The sequence below is a fragment of the Pandoraea sp. LA3 genome (genome assembly GCF_022696215.1).
Taxonomy (GTDB): Bacteria; Pseudomonadota; Gammaproteobacteria; order Burkholderiales; family Burkholderiaceae; genus Pandoraea; species Pandoraea capi.
Genome location: NZ_PTPY01000030.1, coordinates 74322 through 94175 on the forward strand (window position 1 = coordinate 74322; position 19854 = coordinate 94175).

Annotated in this window: 15 protein-coding genes, 1 pseudogene and 1 riboswitch; of the genes and pseudogenes, 9 read left to right on the forward strand and 7 right to left on the reverse strand. The window is 64.1% G+C overall.

The annotated features are described in order from the left end of the window. The first annotated feature begins 202 nt into the window (after positions 1 to 202). On the forward strand, positions 203 to 682 hold the full coding sequence (locus C5N93_RS10435) for a DUF995 domain-containing protein (protein WP_242559212.1): 480 nt from the start codon (positions 203 to 205) through the stop codon (positions 680 to 682). Between the two features lie 216 nt (positions 683 to 898). Here C5N93_RS10435 and C5N93_RS10440 read toward each other — a convergent pair whose 3' ends face one another. The 5 genes and pseudogenes from C5N93_RS10440 to C5N93_RS10460 all read right to left on the reverse strand — a co-directional run bounded on the left by C5N93_RS10440 (position 899) and on the right by C5N93_RS10460 (position 8320). After that, complete coding sequence (locus C5N93_RS10440; protein ID WP_242559213.1) at positions 899 to 3115, reverse strand: TonB-dependent siderophore receptor; 2217 nt, start codon at positions 3113 to 3115, stop codon at positions 899 to 901. A gap of 628 nt (positions 3116 to 3743) precedes the next feature. After that, the gene (locus C5N93_RS10445; protein WP_087686702.1) at positions 3744 to 3884 is read right to left on the reverse strand and encodes a DUF3563 family protein; all 141 of its coding nucleotides are present in this window, start codon (positions 3882 to 3884) and stop codon (positions 3744 to 3746) included. 498 nt (positions 3885 to 4382) lie between these two features. Then, positions 4383 to 4772 (reverse strand): annotated as a pseudogene (cueR, locus tag C5N93_RS10450) (Cu(I)-responsive transcriptional regulator); the annotation flags it as partial. 7 nt (positions 4773 to 4779) lie between these two features. Then, positions 4780 to 5586, reverse strand: a complete 807-nt coding sequence (locus tag C5N93_RS10455; RefSeq protein ID WP_083254300.1) for an endonuclease/exonuclease/phosphatase family protein — start codon at positions 5584 to 5586, stop codon at positions 4780 to 4782. 175 nt (positions 5587 to 5761) lie between these two features. Next, positions 5762 to 8320, reverse strand: coding sequence for a heavy metal translocating P-type ATPase (locus C5N93_RS10460; protein WP_242559214.1), 2559 nt, complete (start codon positions 8318 to 8320; stop codon positions 5762 to 5764). 277 nt (positions 8321 to 8597) lie between these two features. On the opposite strand from C5N93_RS10460, the gene C5N93_RS10465 reads away from it, so the two are divergent. From C5N93_RS10465 to C5N93_RS10475, 3 genes are all read left to right on the forward strand, one after another. After that, positions 8598 to 8798, forward strand: coding sequence for a cation transporter (locus C5N93_RS10465; RefSeq protein WP_069344848.1), 201 nt, complete (start codon positions 8598 to 8600; stop codon positions 8796 to 8798). A 236-nt stretch (positions 8799 to 9034) separates the two neighbouring features. Next, positions 9035 to 9211, forward strand: a riboswitch (FMN riboswitch). A 96-nt stretch (positions 9212 to 9307) separates the two neighbouring features. After that, positions 9308 to 10024 (forward strand): 3,4-dihydroxy-2-butanone-4-phosphate synthase, encoded by a 717-nt coding sequence (gene ribB / locus C5N93_RS10470; protein WP_242559215.1) that lies wholly within the window; start codon positions 9308 to 9310, stop codon positions 10022 to 10024. 374 nt (positions 10025 to 10398) lie between these two features. Further along, complete coding sequence (locus C5N93_RS10475) at positions 10399 to 10977, forward strand: PaaI family thioesterase (RefSeq protein WP_242559216.1); 579 nt, start codon at positions 10399 to 10401, stop codon at positions 10975 to 10977. 150 nt (positions 10978 to 11127) lie between these two features. Here the strand turns inward: C5N93_RS10475 and C5N93_RS10480 are convergent, their stop codons facing one another. Beyond that, positions 11128 to 12912 carry a cation:proton antiporter gene (locus C5N93_RS10480; protein WP_150721171.1) on the reverse strand — a complete coding sequence of 595 codons (1785 nt, stop codon included), beginning with the start codon at positions 12910 to 12912 and terminating at the stop codon, positions 11128 to 11130. 529 nt (positions 12913 to 13441) lie between these two features. On the opposite strand from C5N93_RS10480, the gene C5N93_RS10485 reads away from it, so the two are divergent. From C5N93_RS10485 to C5N93_RS10500, 4 genes are all read left to right on the forward strand, one after another. Then, positions 13442 to 14128, forward strand: coding sequence for a DUF2848 domain-containing protein (locus C5N93_RS10485; protein WP_242559217.1), 687 nt, complete (start codon positions 13442 to 13444; stop codon positions 14126 to 14128). Between the two features lie 13 nt (positions 14129 to 14141). Beyond that, the gene (locus C5N93_RS10490; RefSeq protein WP_242559218.1) at positions 14142 to 14861 is read left to right on the forward strand and encodes a GntR family transcriptional regulator; all 720 of its coding nucleotides are present in this window, start codon (positions 14142 to 14144) and stop codon (positions 14859 to 14861) included. Positions 14862 to 14863: 2 nt separating this feature from the next. Then, the gene (locus tag C5N93_RS10495; RefSeq protein ID WP_242559219.1) at positions 14864 to 16249 is read left to right on the forward strand and encodes an amidase; all 1386 of its coding nucleotides are present in this window, start codon (positions 14864 to 14866) and stop codon (positions 16247 to 16249) included. 253 nt (positions 16250 to 16502) lie between these two features. Then, positions 16503 to 17015, forward strand: a complete 513-nt coding sequence (locus C5N93_RS10500; RefSeq protein ID WP_069344780.1) for a disulfide bond formation protein B — start codon at positions 16503 to 16505, stop codon at positions 17013 to 17015. A gap of 127 nt (positions 17016 to 17142) precedes the next feature. On the opposite strand, the gene C5N93_RS10505 is transcribed toward C5N93_RS10500, so the two are convergent. Continuing rightward, entirely contained in the window at positions 17143 to 18117 is a 975-nt protein-coding gene (locus C5N93_RS10505) for a LysR substrate-binding domain-containing protein (protein WP_242559220.1), read from the reverse strand. 258 nt (positions 18118 to 18375) lie between these two features. Between C5N93_RS10505 and xdhA the strand changes: the two genes are divergently transcribed. Continuing rightward, positions 18376 to 19848 (forward strand): xanthine dehydrogenase small subunit, encoded by a 1473-nt coding sequence (xdhA, locus tag C5N93_RS10510; RefSeq protein WP_242559221.1) that lies wholly within the window; start codon positions 18376 to 18378, stop codon positions 19846 to 19848. The last annotated feature ends 6 nt before the right edge of the window (positions 19849 to 19854 follow it).

Consider the following 19854-nt stretch of genomic DNA (forward strand, 5'->3'; position numbering starts at 1 on the left):
TATGCATGCCGACATGGGTTTCACGCCCCTTCGTCGGCTGACCCGCCCCACGCTTTGCGTCGGCAGGTTTCGTCCGGGAGTCATCATGGTCTATCGCTTCGTTCCATCGCTCGCCCATCCCCATCCTCATCCCCGCCCCCGTCCCGCTACGGCGTCACGCAGACGTCCCGGATCACGCGCGGCTGCGGCAAAACCACTCGCGGTGCACAAGTCGCCCAAGTTTTCTAAGGCGCTGGGCGCAATCAGGTCGCTCATCGGGCTCACCCTGCTTGTCGGCCCCGCGTTCGCCTACGCCGACCCGATGCACCTCTCCGACATCAAGGATGCCAACGGCCAGCAATTGAGCGTCGACGACTTGCGTTCGCTGATGCCCGGCGCGCACATCACCAACACCGTGCCGAATGGCAGCACGCGCAAATGGGTCAACGACACCAACGGCTCGCTCAATGCCACGAGCGACAACAAGGGGAATATGGGGTCCGGCGGCCGCAGCGTGCAGGTCGCACGCGCCACCGGCACCTGGTCGGTCAACGACAACGGATCGTATTGCGTCAATCTGGAGTGGCGCGCGCTGACCGAGAACTGGTGCCGTTTCATGTTCAAGGTCGGCGACAAGTACTACGGCGTGACCTCACTGGCGAACGGCGCCGCCATCGCGACAGAATTCAGCATCGAGAAGTAGAGAGACGCCGAACTCGCCGCGCATTCCTAGCCCATCGACACACACTTGGCGACGGCATGCGATGCCGCTTTGCGTCGCCCCAAAAAAGCGCCCCGGGCTGCGAACAGCACCGGGGCGCGACTGCAAGCTGCGTTTCTGTCGTCAGCGAGGCAGTGGGGTTATGGCGCTCGGTAGCCGCGCCCCGCGAGGGACAGGGGGCTAACGCGCGCCAGCGACTCAGAAGTCGGTCGTCATGGACAAGAGGAACGTGCGCGGTGCGCCGAGCGTCAGGTAGTTGCTCGACGATACGCTCGACCAGTAGGCCTTGTTGGTCACGTTCAGCACGCTCACACGGAAGGTCGTCGGCTTGCCGTAAATCTGCGTGGCGTAACGCGCGCCAAGATCGAAGCGGTCCCATGCCGGGATCGACGCCGTATTGGCAATGTTGGCGTACTCGCGACCCGTGTGAATCCAGCGAGCGTTAAGCGTCAGCCCCGGCACCCACGGAATGTCGTATTCCGCACCGAGGTTGTACGAGAACGTCGGCACGCCGACCGGACGATTGCCGTTCGTCGCCGCGCTCGACTGGTTGAGCAACGTGCCATTGATGTACGACACCCCGGCGATCACGCGAACGTCCTTGACCGGGCTGCCATACACCGACGCTTCGACGCCACGGTGACGCTCAAGCCCGTCTGCCACGTAGACGTTGGACGCGTTCGTGTACGCCGACGGCTTCTCGATCTGATAGAACGCGATCGACGCGCCGAATCGGGCCGTATCGTACTTCGCACCGAATTCGATCTGCTTGGAGCGGAACGGCGGCAGCGACTGACCGTAGTTGAGCGTGCCTTGCGGTGCCGTCGTGCCGGCCGCCAGCCCCTCGCTGCGATTCGCGAAGAGCGAGACGTTCTGCCACGGCTTGAACACGAGCCCGAACAGCGGGGTGGTGATGGCATCGTTGTACGCGAGCGTCTGCGCACCGGTATAGCCGTAGTTGTTCACCCCGACCGACTGATGGCGCACACCGACCGTCGCCAGCACACGATCGTTGAAGAAGCCCAGCGTGTCTGACGCCGACACGCTACGCAACAAGGTGAGTGCCGTCGTTTGCGGATCGTTCAGATTCCCGCCCTGCGACGTAGCTGCCGGATAAGGGACTTGCGGCGGGTTGACGAAGCTCGTCGAGAACGCCGGCGCGAACGTAAATGCCGACTGCGAGTCCAGACGCGTGCCCGACGCGCCTGCCGTCACGAAATGCGTCACCGGACCGGTCGTGAAACGACCGCGCACGCCAACCTCGCCGGAGAGCGCATCTTCCTGATGCGGAGCATTCAGACGCGTTGCGGTAATCGTGCTGGGCGAGCCCTTCCACGTCGGATTCGAGTACTCGCCGTTCTCGTTCGTATGACGGATACCGCCCGTCACGTAGGCCGTCCAGTGAGGCAGGAAGTCATACTCGGCACGCAGAATGCCGACGTTGTCCTCCAGCGTGGTGTAGCTCCACGACTGCGCATAATTCGACGTTGCGGCCGGCGGCTGGGGCAGCACCGTGCCCGAGAAGTTGTACAGCGCCCGCCCCGAGCCGATGTGTTGCTTCTGATAGAGGAAATCAGCCGACAGACGCAGCTTGTCACCGCGCCAGTCGAGCGCCACGGCCGTGGTCTTCGAGTTCTGATGTTCGCGATCGATCGAGGTCTCACCGTCGCGCACCGCCTGATTCACGCGAATGCCGAACTGCCCTTCGCTGCCGAAGCGGCGGCCCACATCCACATGCGCGCCGAATTCGCCCGAGCCACTCGCTTCGAGCGTAACCCGGTTGAGCGGGGTATCGTCCGCACGCTTGAGTTGCAGATTGACGCCACCGCCAATGGCCGAGCCGCCCGGCGATGCGCCATTCAGGAAAGCATTCGCCCCCTTGAACAGTTCGACACGTTCGAGCGCTTCGGTCGACACGAGTTGACGCGGCGTAATGCCATAAAGACCGTTAAGCGAAATGTCGTCGCCCGCCAGCGTAAAACCGCGAATCACAAACGTTTGCGCAAAGTTACCGAATCCGCGCGACATGCGCACCGACGGATCGTTGTCGAGCACGTCCGCCAGCGTACGCGCCTGCTGGTCTTCGATCATCTTCGACGTGTACGCGCTCATGCTGAACGGCACGTCGAGCGTGCTTTGGTTGCCAAGCACGCCAAAGCTCATGCCTCGCGCAATTTGGCCGCCTACGTAGGCCGGCGGCGTGTCGTTCGGCGACGCTTCGCGCGCGCCCTGCACCGTCACGGCCGGTAGAGCGACGTCGTTCTGCGCTCCCGCCTGACCTGCCTGCCCCGCATTACCCGGCGGCGTGGTTTGTGCGATCGCACCGGCGCTAAAAACAGACGAACCGAATGCCAGTACCGAAGCGGCAACGATCGGGCGCAACGACAGCCATCGGACGGCGGCAGGCGCAGGCATACCGGCATTAGCAGAACGAGGAGCTCGGGCAATACGGGAAGAACGGGAAGCGAGCGACATGAGGAACAACTTCGAGGAAACGCCCCGGCAATCACGCATTGCCCGGACGAGGAAGAGATTCGCCGGTCGGAAATCACCCCCTGCCCTCAAGCCACAAGAAAGGAAAGCTGCGTACGACAACGGCACCGTCAAGAGACTCACGCCTACGGCGCGACATCTCAATTGGGCGAAAGTTTATTGATAATAGCAATGATTATCAATTGCATTAACAAAAATACCACGGTCAGCCCGACTCATTACTGAAATGTGAACGCCGGTGTCGTGGGTCGTTCGGGCCAACAGCCGCAATCACTCACCGGACCGTTGAGTAAAACCTACTATTTTTATCAGGAGTCCAGAGAAGCGGTCGATGTTGCACTGAGACTTCGGGAGACACGCCGTAAACGACAAAGCCCGCCGAAGTGGCGGGCTTGTTTTCACCGATCCCGGAACAACGGGAACGGCATCCGGACTCACGGCTGGGCGCCGTCGCACGTCATTACACAATGACGGGAATCGCCCGATGAGACGATCGACTTGCCTGGCTGCGCCAGCGACGACCGTTCGTCCGGAAGGACTTCAGACTTGCTTAGTAACCGGCGGTTTCGAGCGCGCGGATACGTTGTTCCAGCTCAATGATGTCCTTCGACTCAGCCAGGAACGACTCACGACGACGGCGTTCAGCAGTTTCAAACCAAGTGTTCACGACTTCAAACAGGGCGGCAAACATGACGTTTCTCCAATTCAATTAGTGTGCTGCATCGCAGCAGTGCTTCGCATTATATAGGGTTTTCCCGTTAAGGGTTAGCCCCTATATGTGAAAAACCAACAAAATCTGCTAGAGCATCACTTCGAATGGAGTCAATTCCATTAAATTCAATTAAAAATCAACAACATAGAAAAACAAAATCTCACCCCAAAGCACGCTGCGACCCGCTGTCGCACTGGCGTGATCAAAATTCGAATGACAAAAAAAGCGCCGCTGCTGCGGCGCGTCACGGGGTAGCTGACGTGTCGAATGTGACACGCCCATCACGTCATGCCATCGTCGTCAGCCTTGCGGCGCATGGCGCGCGCCTTGGGCATCGCTGTCAACCGCCGGGCCGCCCGCAGGGGCGTTGGCTGCGCTCGCCGACGGCGCCGCCGCGGGTTGTGTCGCACTGCCGCACGCGGCAGCCATCGTGCCGCAATCGGCTTGCGCCTTGTTCGCACCGAGACTACCGGGCAGTTCTGCGGCCGCCAGCCCTTCCAGAATCGGACAGTCCGGCCGGTCGTCGCCATGGCAATGCACGGCGAGATGCGACAGCGTGTCGCGCATGGCGACGAGTTCGCCGATGCGCTGATTGAGCTCGTCGACGTGAGATTGCGCCAGTGCCTTCACCTGTGCGCTAGAGCGGCCACGATCCTGCCAGAGCGCCAGCAACTGACGAATCTGGTCGATACCGAAACCCAACCGACGCGCCTGACGAATGAACCGCAGCAAATGCAGATCCTGTTCGCCGTACCGCCGGTAACCTGCCTCGGAGCGGGGGCTCGGGGGCATCAGGCCGATACTCTCGTAGTACCGGATCATCTTGGCCGTAACGCCGCTGGCCTGCGCCGCTTGTCCGATGTTCATGGCGACCTCACTGGGGGGAACGAGGGTTGAACGACGGGAGAGAGGATCCGTTCACGGCCTTCCCGGTATCCGACGGCACGAGTCGGGCACTGATCGGCGCATGATCGGAGATCCGTGACCAGGGACGCCCATGCAACACTTGCGCCCCTTCGATATGAAAGCCGCGTGCGTAAATACGGTCAAGTCGTAAAAGCGGCAATCCGCTCGGGAAACTGCGCGCCGGGCGACCAGCGCTATTCTGAAACACTTCCGTCAGCGCCAATTTCTCAGCCAGCAGACGGTCCGCCTGATTACTCCAGTCGTTAAAGTCGCCGGCGATGATCAGCGGTGCATCCGAAGGAATGGCGTCCGCCACCCGCTCCGTCAGCATCTCAAACTGGCGACGTCGGCCCTGGCCGGCCAGCGACAGATGCACGCACAGGCAATGCAACGGTTGCTCCAGCCCCGGCACGGCAATTTCGCAATGAAGCATGCCGCGCTTCTCAAAACTATAGGTCGTGATGTCGTGATTGTCCGATTTGACGATCGGATAACGGCTCAAAATCGCGTTGCCGTGGTGCCCATGCTCATAAACGACATTCCGGCCATATGCGTGATCACGCCACATGGCGCCCGCCAGGAACTCGTGCTGCGGCTGCACCGGCCAATTACTGTGGCGCACGGCGTGCCGCTGGTGCATGCCCTGCACTTCCTGCAGGAAGACGAGATCGGGCGCCAGCCCCTCCAGCCCTGCGCGCAATTCGTGAACACGCAGTCGGTTGAACGCGGAAAAGCCCTTGTGGATGTTGTAACTTGCGATATGCAGACTATTCATATTCGGCAGCATTGACTCCGTGCCGGAAGACAGACGATATCACCTAGATGATGCCGCTTTCGGCGAATTTCAAGGCAAGTGAAAATCTAGGCAACGGACTGACGATTCACCGTCGGTACGTTGCCTCTGCTGGTTTCATTATGCGCCGATCACCTTGTGCCCGGGCAAACCGCCCTCAGATGCCCGCCCGACGGGCCTCACCGACGTGTTTCGCCGCCCCGCCGGCACCATCTACTGCGCTTAATGCCGCCGGTTGATCCGCAGGTCGCCACCGACGCAGCAGCAACGCATTACTCACGACACTGACACTGCTCAGCGCCATGGCCGCCCCGGCAATCACGGGACTCAGCAGCCCGAACGCCGCCAGCGGAATCCCGACCACGTTGTACGCAAACGCCCAGAACAGGTTCTGACGGATCTTCGACCAGGTGCGACGCGAGACGTCGATGGCATCGGCCACACGCAGCGGATCGCCGCTCATGAGCGTAATGCCCGCCGTCTGCATCGCGACATCGGTCCCCGAGCCCATGGCGATGCCGACGTCGGCAGCCGCCAGCGCCGGGGCGTCGTTGATGCCGTCGCCGACCATCGCCACGACGGCGCCGTCACGCTTGAGTTGCGCAATGACTTCGGCTTTGTGTTCGGGCAACACGTCCGCGTGCACATCGTCGAGGCCCAGCGCGTTCGCAACGGCGCTTGCACTGCCCGCGTTGTCGCCCGTCACCATCACGCAACGCACGCCGAGTGCGTGCAACCGGTCGATGGCAGGCTTCGCACTGGCCTTGAGCGTGTCGCCGAACGCCAGCAGACCGAGTAGCCGCGGCGTTGCCGTCGTGCCCCCCACGTCACCAACGCCATCGACGCCAGCATCACCAGTCTCGACCAGCCACGAGACAGTGCGTCCCTCGCCCGCCAGACGCGTCGCCTCTTGCGCCAATGCGCCTTGCGACACCCCCAGCTCATCGAGCAATCTGGCATTGCCCAACTGAAGCGCATGGCGGCGGCCCGGGTTGCCGGCGTCCGACGTCTCCAGAATGCTGGCACGCATGCCACGCCCAGGCAGCGCCGCGATATCCGACGCCACGGGCACCTTCGACGTCAGGCCGCCTTCCTCAGCCGCCACCATGACCGCCTTGGCCAACGGATGCGAACTGCCCGACTGCACCGCTGCGGCCCACCGCAACAGCGTATCTGCGCTCGTACCGTCAGCGGGCAGATGCGCCACCAGACGCGGCTTGCCTTCCGTCAGCGTGCCGGTCTTGTCGAACGCCACGACGTTGATGCGATGTGCCAATTCGAGCGCTTCGGCATCCTTGATCAGAATGCCCTGCCGCGCCGCCGCGCCTGTGCCGACCATGATCGCAGCCGGCGTTGCAAGCCCCAATGCGCACGGACACGCAATCACAAGCACCGCCACGGCATTCAACAGCGCCGCCTCCAGCCCGATCCCGAGCGCCCAGCCGGCGATCACCGTGACGATGGCGATCAGGACCACCACCGGCACGAACACCGCCGCGACACGATCCACGGCGCGCTGAATCGGCGCCTTGCCTGCCTGCGCGTCTTCGACCATGCGGATGATGCGAGCGAGCGCCGTGTCGGCGCCGACCGCCGTCGTTTCCACGCGCAGCGTCCCCGCGCCATTGATCGAACCGCCCACGACCTTGTCGCCACTCGTCTTGTCGATGGGCAACGGTTCGCCCGTCAGCAACGACTCGTCGAGTTGGCTTGCGCCATCGCGAATCACGCCGTCGACCGGCACACGCTCACCGGCGCGCACCACGACCCAATCGCCCACTTTCACTTGCGAGAGCGGCACGTCAACCTCACTCGCTGCGCCATGCGGGTCGCGCAACACGCGCGCCGTCTCGGGCCGCAATGCCGCCAGCGCACGAATCGCTTCCACCGTACGCCGCTTCGCACGCGCTTCGAGCCACTTGCCCAGCAGGACCAGCGTAATGACGACCGCAGCCGCCTCGAAATAGAGATGCGGCATGCTGCCGGCCGGTGCACGCCACCATTCGTACAGACTCAGGCCATACGCCGCCGAAGTGCCCAGCGCCACGAGCAAGTCCATGTTGCCGCTGCCCGCGCGCACCGCCTTGTAGCCTGCCCGGTAAAACCGCGCGCCGAGCCAGAACTGCACCGGCGTCGCGAGCAGCCATTGCACCCACGGCGGCGGCATCACATGCACACCGAACGGTTCGAGCAGCATGGGCAGCAATAGCGGCAGCGAGAGCACCGCCGCGATGGCCACCGGCCACCACGCCGGGCCGCTTTCGGTCTGGGCCGCCTGCGCCGGGTCCGTTACGGGCGACGCTTCATATCCCGCCTTCTCGACAGCGGTCGCAAGCGCCGCGATGTCCACGGCACCGCGTACACCACGCACGGCAGCGCGCTCGGTCGCCAGATTGACGTTCGCCTCGACCACGCCCGGCACATTGCGCAGCGCCTTTTCGACGCGCCCCGCACACGAGGCGCATGTCATGCCGCCGATGGCGAGTTCGAACGATTGCTCCGCCACCTGATACCCGGCATCGGCCACCGCCGCTTCGATCGCGCCAAGCAGGGCCGCCGGCTTCACATCGGCCGCGGCCTCGACAGCCGCCGTTTCGGTCGCAAGGTTCACATTGGCGCTCGCCACCCCTGGGGTGCGTCGTAACGCCTTCTCTACCCGCGTCACACACGATGCGCAGGTCATGCCTTCGATACCGACCGACCAGTTCTGAGTCATTTATGGGCCTCCCACGAGGACTGTCATCATGCGTCAAAGCATAGACCTTGCCATGACAGGAAGGTCAAGCACTGTGCGGCAACTTGTCACGCATCGTATCGACCGCCCGTCCGATCGTTCAAGATAACGCGATCGGCACCGCCCGGGTTTGGGGGACGTCCGAGCCGTCACCCGACGCATCCGAAAAAAGCGCTTGAGCTTCCTGCTATGGGAAGGTCTATCATCGGTTCCATTCATTCGTGTCACCCTGCAATCGAACCTCTTCAAGGAGAACATCATGCAAGTGCAAGTCGAAGGTATGAGCTGCGGTCACTGCGTCAAGGCCGTCACGCGCGCGATCACCGAGCTGGACGCCGACGCCAAGGTCAATGTCGATCTGGGCGCCGGTCGCGTCGACGTGCAGAGCGATCTGTCCCCCGCCGAAGTCAGCGCCGCCATTACCGAAGCCGGTTATACGGTCAAGGGCACGCAGGCCTGAGCGTCATCCCGCCATCCGCGCCGTCCGGCCCACTCGCCCGGACCCGGTCACGGCGTGGCCGAACAGACCGGACGCGAAATCCGGGAGATGGACGAGGCGCGGATCCACTCCGCCATTCCCACGCGCTCGACGCGGCCTTCGCTGCAAAGCGGCAAGACCTTGTGCTACGCTCTGTCTCGCCGACTACGTCATGACGCCGCGCGATGCGTTACTGCCAGCGACCGACGGGCGGCAATACACGTCTTCAGGGCGGGGTGAAAGTCCCCACCGGCGGTATGTGACGCCGCGCAGTGCGCTGCGCCGTCATGAGCCCGCGAGCGCTTGCCATCGTTGCTTTCGCGACACCGGCAGGGTCAGCAGATCTGGTGCGAAGCCAGAGCCGACGGTCATAGTCCGGATGAGAGAAGATGCGTCGACACCCACGTGCTATGGGACGAGATCCCATGGTCACGTCCGTTCGCGTGCCCCGAAAACGTTTTTCGCCAATTGACTTACGCGAGGAGCGTTTCATGTCCACCAGCACCCAGCGCAATACCCAAGTTGCATCGCAAGACAGCACCACGGCAGACGATCTGCATGCCTACCCGGCATTCGTCGATCTTGCGCCGGTCGAAGTCCGTCTGGCCGCCGCGCTCGACGCCATGCGCGATGGCCGCCCCGTCATTCTCATGGACGATCTCGACCGCGAGAACGAAGCCGATCTGATCGTCGCCGCCGAGAAAATCACGCCGGCCACCATGGCCATGCTGATTCGCGAATGCAGCGGCATCGTCTGCCTGTGCCTGCCCGACGAGACGCTTCGCCGCCTCGATCTGCCGCCGATGGTCGAGCAGAACCAGAGCCGTTACGGCACGGCGTTTACCGTGACGATCGAAGCTCGTCAGGGCGTGAGTACCGGCGTATCGGCCGCCGACCGCGTCACCACGATCCGCGCGGCGATTGCCGACGATGCGCAACCGTCCGACCTGTCGCGTCCGGGTCACGTCTTCCCGCTGCGTGCGCAACCGGGCGGCGTGCTCACGCGTCGCGGTCACACGGAAGGCTCCGTCGATCTGGCGATCCTCGCCGGGTTGAAGCCGGCAGCCGTGCTGTGCGAACTGATGAATCCGGACGGCACGATGACGCGCGGCGCCGATATCGAGCGCTTTGCCAAGTTGCACGATCTGCCGATCCTGACCATCGACGAACTCGCCACTTACCGCCTCAGTCACGCTCAGGCCGCTTGAGTTGTCGGTTAGATAGAGGACGATGAAGCGTCGAAAAGTCACTCATCGACGCAGTCCTTTACGGCAACGGCTCGCACCGTCGTGGCCGCAGCGTCACCTTCGCCTGCCGCGTCGTCAGCCCCTGTTTCATCGCGGACCGACGACGCTCATCGCCCCCGGCCCGCCTACACACCTGCACGCCGATACACCGATACACGGATACGCCGGTACGCCGGTACACCGATATGCCGCGTACCACGAGCAAGCCTCGCCGCCCCGCCTCCTGCCCGTCGACACTTCCCTCTAACGCGAAATAAGCAATCGAGCGCGGTCACTCCTATAATCGGCCTGACAATGCGATTGCCTAGCATGATAAAAGTTACGAGGAAGACGTCATGAATACCAAACTGGACACCCGCGCGGATGCCACCGCCGTTCTGGCGCAGTGGGAAGCCGACGAAGCCGCCGTGCGTGAGCGCATCTCCCGCAACGGTCCCGCACGTTACGGCGTGGCCACGCCGTCGGACGTCATCGGCCTGTCCGGCCAGGAAATCTTCGACGCCATGTTCGACGGCAAGCTGCCGATGCCGCCGATCAGTGAAACGCTCGGCTTCATTGCCGTCGAGGTTGCCAATGGCCGCGCCGTCTTTCAGGGACGCCCGGCATTGCCCTATTACAACCCGCTCGGCTCCATTCATGGCGGCTGGTTTGCCACGCTGCTCGACTCGGCCGTGGCCTGCGCGATTCACTCGACGCTGCCCGCCGGACGCAGCTACACCACGCTCGAACTCAAGACCAACATGGTCCGCGCCCTCACCCGCGACGTTCCGCTCGTGCGCGCCGAAGGCAAGGTCATTCAGGTGGGACGTCAGGTCGGCATCGCCGAAGGCCGCATCGTCGGACCGGACGGCACGCTCTACGCACACGCCACGACGACCTGCCTGATCTTCGACTTCCCGCCGAAGAAGGCGTAAGCCAGTCGAAAACAGCGCCAGACGCGTCACCCGATAAAAAAGCCCGCCGGAGGATGACCCCGGCGGGCTTTTTTACGACCTGGCGCAGCACGCAATCATGCACTCGCGCCGTCGATACCTACTGAAACGCGGCGACGCTCGAAACACGCCTCAGTGCGACGGCCCCTTGCCGCCATGCTCGCCATCGGGCTGATGTTCGAGCGTCTCCTTGAGGGCGATCTGCAACTTGGCGTGCATGCGCACGAACCAGCTTCGCATGATGACGGCCAGCACCAGCGTGCCGACAACGATCAGCGCAATCATTTCGGTCGACGGCAGAATGCTCGCCGACAACGCTGCCAACAGCAGGATCACACCGACCATGGCGGCAATCGGCAGGATCTCGGCCACCACGCGTCGCACCTGGAACGTGTAGCGACCGGTCAGGCTCGGCGGCACCGACAGCTCCACGAGCAGCAACGACAGCGACTTGAGCTTGCGATACACCGCGATCAGGAACGGCAGCGACAGCACCAGCGCCGCGCCCCAGACCACCGCGCTTTGCAGGCTCGGATCCGACACCCACGGATTCATCAGATCCGCGAGGCGACGATAGAAGAACGCGCCGCCGAGGAAGATCGTGACGACCAGCGCCAGGTTGATCGCCACGCTCACCACGATGCGTCGCACGATGGTCACGATCGCCGCGCTGTCGCCCGTCAGTTGAATGCTTTGCAGCCACTGCGTGTACTGTCCAAGCACGTAGGCCAGACGCCCCGGCATGGCGCGTCCCAGCCAGCCGGTCACCGGATCGGCGCTCTTGATGAGGTACGGCGTGAGCAGCGTGGTGATCACCGAGACGGCCACCGCAATCGGATACAGGAAGTCGCTGGTCACCTTGAGCGAGAGCCCGAGCGAGGCGATGATGAACGAGAATTCGCCGATCTGCGACAACCCCATGCCCACGCGCATCGACGTGCGGCCGTCCTGCCCCGAGAGGTACGAGCCCAGCCCGCACGAGACGATCTTGCCCACGACCACCGCCACCGTGATGACCAGAATCGGCCAGACGTACGTGACGAGCACATTCGGGTCGAGCAACAGCCCGATGGTCACGAAGAACACTGCGCTGAACATGTCGCGCAGCGGCGCGACCAGACGCTCGATCGTGTGCAACTCCCGCGCCTCCGCCATGATCGCGCCGATCAGGAATGCGCCGAGCGCCACGCTGTAACCCATCTGGATAACAAGCAGACAGAAGCCGAAGCACAGGCCGAGCACGACCACCAGCAGCATCTCGTCGCTCTTGAACTTCGCGACGTACGCCAGAATCCGCGGCACCAGCAAAATGCCCACGACCAGCGACACGACCATGAACAGCAGCAGCTTGCCCAGCGTGAAGGTGGCTTCGCCGGCATCGACCTGACCGCTGATGGCGATCCCCGAAAGCAGCGCGATCATGCCGATGGCGAGCACGTCTTCCACGATCAGCACGCCGAAAATCAGTTGCGCGAAGCGTTCGCGCTTCATGCCAAGTTCGTCGAGCGCCTTGACGATGATGGTGGTCGACGAGACGGCCAGCATGGCGCCGAGGAAGATCGAATCCATCGCCTTCCAGCCGAAGAAGCGGCCGATCTCGTAGCCGAGCCAGAGCATCAGCACGATTTCGGTCAGCGCCGCGACGAACGCCGTCACTCCCACGCGCGCGAGCTTGCGCAGACTGAATTCGAGGCCCAGCGAGAACATCAGGAACACGACACCGAGTTCGGCAAGGATCCCGATGGTCTTCTCGTCATGTATGAGAGCGAACGGCGGCGTATACGGCCCGATGATCACGCCCGCCACGATGTAGCCGAGCACGACCGGTTGCCGGAACCGGTTGAAGATGACCGTCACGATGCCTGCCAGCAGCATGATGACGGCCAGATCCTGAATGAAGTCAATGGCGTGATGCATCCGATACGTTCTCCCCGCAGCGCCTTGCGCCGATATTGATGTTCTTGACCCCACGCCGGTGACGCGCCGCGTCTTCAGAGAAGCCGCAGCGATGACACGAGGCGTGATGCTTGATGAAGGTGGGAAGCCGGTCAGGTTTGCCCCTGCCGACCTGGTAGACGTTGCGTTCGTATGCCCGGGTTCCGGACGAGCCTGCTGCCGAACCCCGTGATTTGCTGCATTCCTCCAACCCCGCGGAGGACGCCGGTTCGCACACCGGAACGGAAAATCACGCAAATATTCGGTCAATCCGACGGCTGACTACTAGCGCCGAATCAATATACGCGATGCCCTGACACGCGCGCAACCCAAGATTGACGGGGCTTTTCATAAAAAATTCCCGTTTTTCACCACATCGTCAGAAATTTTTCTTCTTGATTTTTGTCGATGCTCCTTGTGAAATATCACACAAATATCAATTGAATTTCACTGACCGCCGCGATTGGTCATCCATCGGCTGTCCAGCGGTCTTTTCAGGAGTTGTGGACGTATGAGTTCCCGTTTGTCACTGATGGTGTCCGGCGACGGCGCCCCCATGCGCGTCGATGTCCAGGTCGACACGCTGATCATCGCCGGCTGGGCCGGGCGCGATCAGGACGCCGTCGAGCATCACATCGCCGAGCTGGCGGCACTGGGCGTACGCCGCCCGTCGAGCACGCCTTGCTTCTACCGGCTCGCCCCGGCACTGCTCTCGCAGGACGCCGCCATCGACGTCGTGGGCCAGACCAGCAGCGGCGAAGCCGAGTGCGTCCTCGTGCGGCACGGCGACGACCTGTTCGTGAGCATCGGTTCGGATCACACCGACCGCGAAGTCGAGGCCTATGGCGTGACCGTCTCCAAACAGGTCTGTGCCAAGCCGGTGGCTCGCGAGGCATGGCGTTTCGCCGACGTCGCCGCGCACTGGGATCGTCTGACGATGCGCTCGTGGGTGACAACGGACGGCGAGCGGCGTCTGTATCAGGAAGGCAATGTGGACGGCCTGCTGTCGCCGCAGGAATTGATGGCGAAGCTCGGGACGCAAGGCTTGCCGCCGGGCGCGGCCATGTTCTGTGGCACACTCGCTGCCATTGGCGGCGTGGCCGGTGGCGAGCAGTTCGAGATCGAGCTGCACGACCCGGTCCTCGGCCGCACGATCCGGCATTGCTACGCCACCCGGGCGCTGGCGATCGCCGACTGACCGCCCCCATCCGATGCCCAACGACACCGCTTTCGAGTCCCGCGCTTCTCACATCGCCACAGATGCCACCGCAGCCACCCTCGCGCCGCCCGCCGCCACGGACAGCCGCAGCCTGACGGAACGCGCCTACGAAGCGATCAAGCACGACATCATCACGTTGCGTCTGCGTCCGGGCGAAACGCTCAACGAAGCGCAACTGATGCAGTCGACGGGACTCGGACGCACGCCCGTGCACCAGGCAATGCACCGTCTGGCGCTCGAAGGGTTGTTGGTCATCCTGCCGCGCAAGGGCGCGATGGTCGCGCCCGTCTCGCTGAACGATGCGCTCGAGATCATCGACGTGCGCATGATCAACGAGACGTACTGCGTCGAACTGGCCGCGCGTGCCGCCACGCCAGACGACCTCGCGGCCATTCACGCCGTGCTGGCGCGTTCGCGTGAGGCCATCGCAGCGCGCGACGTCGCGGCCATGATGCGCATCGACCGCGACTTCCATCTGGCGATTTCGCGCGCCTCGCGCAACCAGACACTCGCCGAACTGCTGCGCGGCCTGCACGAACGCTCGCTGCGCTTCTGGTTTCTCGCGCTGTCCACGCCGAGCCATCTGGAAGGCGTCTATGAAGAGCATCTGGAACTGTACGAAGCGCTGGCCGCCCATGACGGCGAGCGCGCCCGGCGGGCCATCGCCCGTCACATCGAAGAATTCCGCACCCATATTCTGAAAGCGATCTGACCATGAGCACCGACGCCATCGATCTGCAACGCCCCCTGTCCGAACTCGCCGCCGCGCTCGACGCGGGCCGCACCACCAGCCGCGCCCTCACGGAGCAGGCGCTCTCGCGCATTGCCGATCCCGCCGGTCAGGGCAATGTCGTTTTCACGCAGGTCGATGCCCAAGCCGCCCGCGACGCCGCCGACGGGCTCGACGCGCTGCGCCGCGCCGGCACGCGCCTGTCGCCGCTCATGGGCGTTCCCGTCTCGGTCAAGGATCTGTTCGACGTCGCAGGTCAGGTCACGCGCGCCGGCTCCACGGTGCTCGCCGACGCCGCTCCCGCCACGCATGACGCGCTTGCCGTTGCCCGCTTGCGTCAGGCGGGCGCCGTCATCGTCGGCCGCACCAACATGACCGAGTTCGCGTTTTCAGGCCTCGGGCTGAATCCGCATTACGGCACGCCGCGCTCGCCGTGGCAGCGTGAAGCCGGCCACATCGCCGGCGGGTCCTCGTCGGGAGCCGCCGCTTCGGTCGCCGACGGCATGGCAGCAGTGGGTCTGGGCACCGATACGGGCGGCTCGATCCGTATTCCGGCGGCATTCTGCGGCCTGACGGGCTTCAAGCCGACGGCCTCGCGCACCCCGCGCGATGGCGCCCTGCCGCTGTCGACGTCGCTCGACTCGGTCGGCCCCATCGGTCGCTCGGTGGATTGCTGCGCGTGGATCGACGCGATTCTCGCCGGCAATCCGGTGGACGAAACCCCGGCCGCGCCGCGCAGTGTGCGCGGCATGCGTTTCGGCGTCTTGACCAACTTCGTGCTCGACGGCGCCGAACCGGCCGCCCTCGCCATCTACGAGCGCGCCCTCTCGGCGCTTGCCCAGGCCGGGGCCACGCTCGTCGAATTCCAGTTCACGCCGTTCGACAACCTGCCCGCGATCAACCGCTTCGGCTTTTCCCCGATCGAGGCGTATGCCTGGCATCGCAAGCTGCTCGCCGAGCGTGCAGACGGCTACGACCCCCGCGTGCTCGTGCGCATCCGCAAGGGCGAGCCGGCGGGTGCGGCCGACTACATCGACCTGCTCAACGCCCGGGCAGCGCTGATCGCGGCCGCCGTCCCCGTCTGGCAACGCTTCGACGCCGTGCTGTGCCCGACCGTGCCGCTCACGCCGCCCGCCATCGCCCCGCTCGAAGCCAGCGACGACGCCTTCACCGCGACCAACGCGCTCGTGCTGCGCAACCCCACGGCCATCAACATGATCGACGGCTGCGCCTTTTCGTTGCCTTGTCAGGCGAAGGGAGAAGCCCCAATCGGCCTCATGGTCAGCGGCGCACGCGGCGACGACGCCCGCCTCTTCCCAACCGGACGCGCCATCGAGCGCGCCCTGCGCTCGGCAGGTCTGGGGGGTTGACGCATCAAGCGTTGACGCAAAACACGGGCGGACGGCGCGCAACCGCATCGCACCGCCTGTCAGGGTCAATCCTCAACTCGCGAAGCGGGTGGCATCGGAACGCGCGCAATCGTCTGATTTTCGGGCGAAAAGTTCCCTAATTTTTCGACTCACACACGCCCCGGGCTGGGGTTACAATCCCAGCCCAAGTGCCTGCTGCCCGGCGTCATGCGGGGATTCGCGGGATTTGTGATGGCCTACCGCCCGAAGTGAAATGAACGCTCAAATCGACCCGGCCCTGCGCCGCGAACGTCTGCTGTATCTCCTGCTCACCGTGGTTTGCCTCGCCCTGCTGGGCGGCGCACTGTACTTCCAGTACGTGCTTCACGAAGACCCGTGCCCGCTGTGCATTCTGGCGCGTTATGCACTGCTGCTGATCGCGATCTTCGGTCTCGTCGGTGCGGTCTCGCGGGGATGGGCAGGCATTCAGGTCGCGCGCGTGCTCGCTGCGCTGTCGGCCATCGGCGGCATGGCCGCGTCGGCCTATCTGATCTACGTGCAGGCCAATCCGATGGTGAGCTGCGGTTACGACGTGGTCGAAGCGTTCGTCGACGCGCTGCCGACCTCGCGCATGCTGCCGCAAGTCTTCCAGGTGCAGGGCATGTGCCAGACGATGTACCCGCCGATTCTGGGGCTGACGCTGCCGATGTGGTCGCTCGCCGCATTCGTGGTGATTTTCCTGGCGCTGGCGCTGCATCGCCCGCGTCGCGCGATTTCGTTGCGCTAAGGTTAGTCGCTCAAGGCTTGTCGCACTGCCGCGACACGTTAAGCCACACGCAAAAACGGCCGTCAGCCCCTGGGGCGACGGCCGTTATGCTTTGGGCCACAAGCCTTGTGCTGAGACGCTATCGCGCTCAGGGCCGCGCCAACGCAGGCGCGTCCGTCCCGCCGCTGCCACCGCCGCTCGCCGCATCGAGTTCCGTCGCCACTTCGGCGATGCGTCGGCGCAGCCACGTCACCTCCGGCGCGGCGTGCGTGCGCTCGTGCCACAGTTGATAGAAGCGCATGGGCGGGAACTGGATCGGCGACGGCACCACACGAATCGGCAGATAACGCGCGTAATGCTGCGCAAACTGACGCCCCGTCGTGAACACCAGATCGGTGCGCATCAGCACGTAAGGCACCAGCCCGAAGTAAGGCATCGTCATCTGGATATTGCGGCGCAGCCCCTGCTCGGCCAGATAGCCGTCGATGAAGCTCTGCCGCTCGGCGACGTAAGGCATCGGCGCGAGGTGCGGCAACTCCAGGTAGTGCTTGAGCGAGATGCCCTTGTTCGCGAGCGGGTGCTGCGCGCCGAGCATGCAGACGACCTCGTCGTCGAACAGCCGCGACATGTGCAACTGCGGCGGCGGCTCCAGCCAGTTGCCGATCACCACATCGAGCGAGCCGTTTTCCAGCGCGCCCGCGTAATCGAAGCCGGCATTGATCGGCTGGACATGCAGTCTGGCCGACGGTGCATCGCGGCGCAGCACTTCGGCGATGTTGGGCAAAAAGACGGCATCGAGGTAGTCGGGGGCGCCTAGCCGGAACGCCCGCGTGGTGGTTTGCGGCGCGAATTCGGTGGTCGGATGGGTAATGCGTTCAATGGCGGCGAGCGCGTCGGTGGCGTAGCCCAGCAGTTCCCGGCCGCGCTCGGTGGCCACCATGCCGCTCTTGCCGCGCACCAGAATGGCGTCGCCGGTGATCTCGCGCAGGCGGCGCAGCGAGTTGCTGATGGCCGGCTGCGACTGCCCCAGCTTGAGCGCGGCGCGCGAGACGCTTTGCTCGGTGAGCAGCGTATGGAGTACCCGCAGCAGGTAGGCGTCGATCTGTTCGCGGGGTCTTTGCATGGGCGGGGGCGCTCTGAAGGCGTGTTGAACACCGGAAAACGGCAGGTTGAGCGGTAGTTTATGACAAGCACGGCTCATCGGGGCGCCCGAATAGCCATCATCATGGTGGCGAAATATTTCCCCCGTCAGCCGGTGCTATCTTCGGCTCATCCCTACGCCGGGCCTGTTCCATACCGCTCCCGCCCCGTCCACCGGGGCTTCCGGGCGATGACAAGCGATCCGGCACCCCTGCAACCCCACTGCACTACACTGAGAACCATGGAGACACAAGCCATCCGCTTCTTTTACCGCGGCAAGGTGCACGAGGTCACTGGCGAAGCCACGACCCGCACCGTGCTTCAGTACACGCGCGAAGACCTGCATTGCACCGGCACCAAGGAAGGTTGTGCCGAGGGCGATTGCGGCGCCTGCACGGTCGTGATCGGCGAGTTGGCCGACGATGGCAACGTGGCGCTGCGTGCGGTCAATGCGTGCATCCAGTTCCTGCCCACGCTCGACGGCAAGGCGCTCTTCACGGTCGAAGACCTGCGCGCTGCCGACGGCACGCTGCACCCGGTGCAGCAGGCGCTGGTGGACTGCCATGCCTCGCAGTGCGGTTTCTGCACGCCGGGCTTCGTGATGTCGCTGTGGGCCATGTATCTGAACCGTCCGGCCGACGCCGGCTGCCCGGGCCGCAGGGAAATCGACGATGTGCTGTCCGGCAACCTGTGCCGCTGCACGGGCTACCGTCCCATCGTCGACGCCGCACAGAAGATGTTCGAGCTGCCGCGCCAGGCATTCGACCGGAAGGCGCTCGCGGAGCAGCTTCAGGCGTTGCAGCGCGGCGACACACTTTCGTATGAACACGACGGCCATGTCTTCCACGCACCGCGCACGCTCGCCGAACTCGGCCGTCTGCGCGCCGCCTACCCGGACGCCCGCATCCTTGCCGGCAGCACCGACGTGGGCCTGTGGGTGACGAAGCAATTCCGCGAACTGAAGCACCTCGTCTACATCGGTCAGGTGGCGGAACTGCGTGAGATTTCCGAAGGTCCGAACGGCATCTACATCGGTGCAGGGGCCTTGCTCAACGATGCGTTCGATGCGCTCGTCAATCACTATCCGGATCTGGCCGAACTGCGTCAGCGCTTCGCCTCGTTCCCGATCCGCAATGCCGGCACGCTCGGCGGCAACGTCGCCAACGGCTCGCCCATCGGGGATTCGATGCCCGCGCTGATCGTGCTCGGCACGCGCATCGTGCTGCACCGCGAAGGCGTGGTGCGTGAAATGCCGCTCGAAGACTTCTACATTGCGTATCAGAAGAACGCCCTCGAAGCGGGCGAGTTCGTGCAGGGCATTCGCGTGCCGCTGCCGGGCACGGCGCAACGCTTTCGCACCTACAAGCTCGCGAAACGCTTCGATCAGGACATCTCGGCCGTTTGCGCCGCGTTTGCCGTCGAACTCGACGGCGACACCGTGCGCTCGGCGCGCATCGCCTTCGGCGGCATGGCCGCCACGCCCAAGCGCGGCAGCGCCATCGAAGCGGCACTGAACGGCCAGCCGTGGACGGAAGCCAATGTGCGCGCCGCCATGGCCGCCCTGCCGACGGACTATCAGCCGCTGTCCGACATGCGCGCGACGAGCGCGTATCGTCTGGCCGGTGCGCAGAATCTGCTGTATCGTTTTTTCCTGGAAACGCGCACCGACGCGCCGCTTGCGGCGCACGAAGTCAACGCGTTTGCCAACGTCTAACCGGAG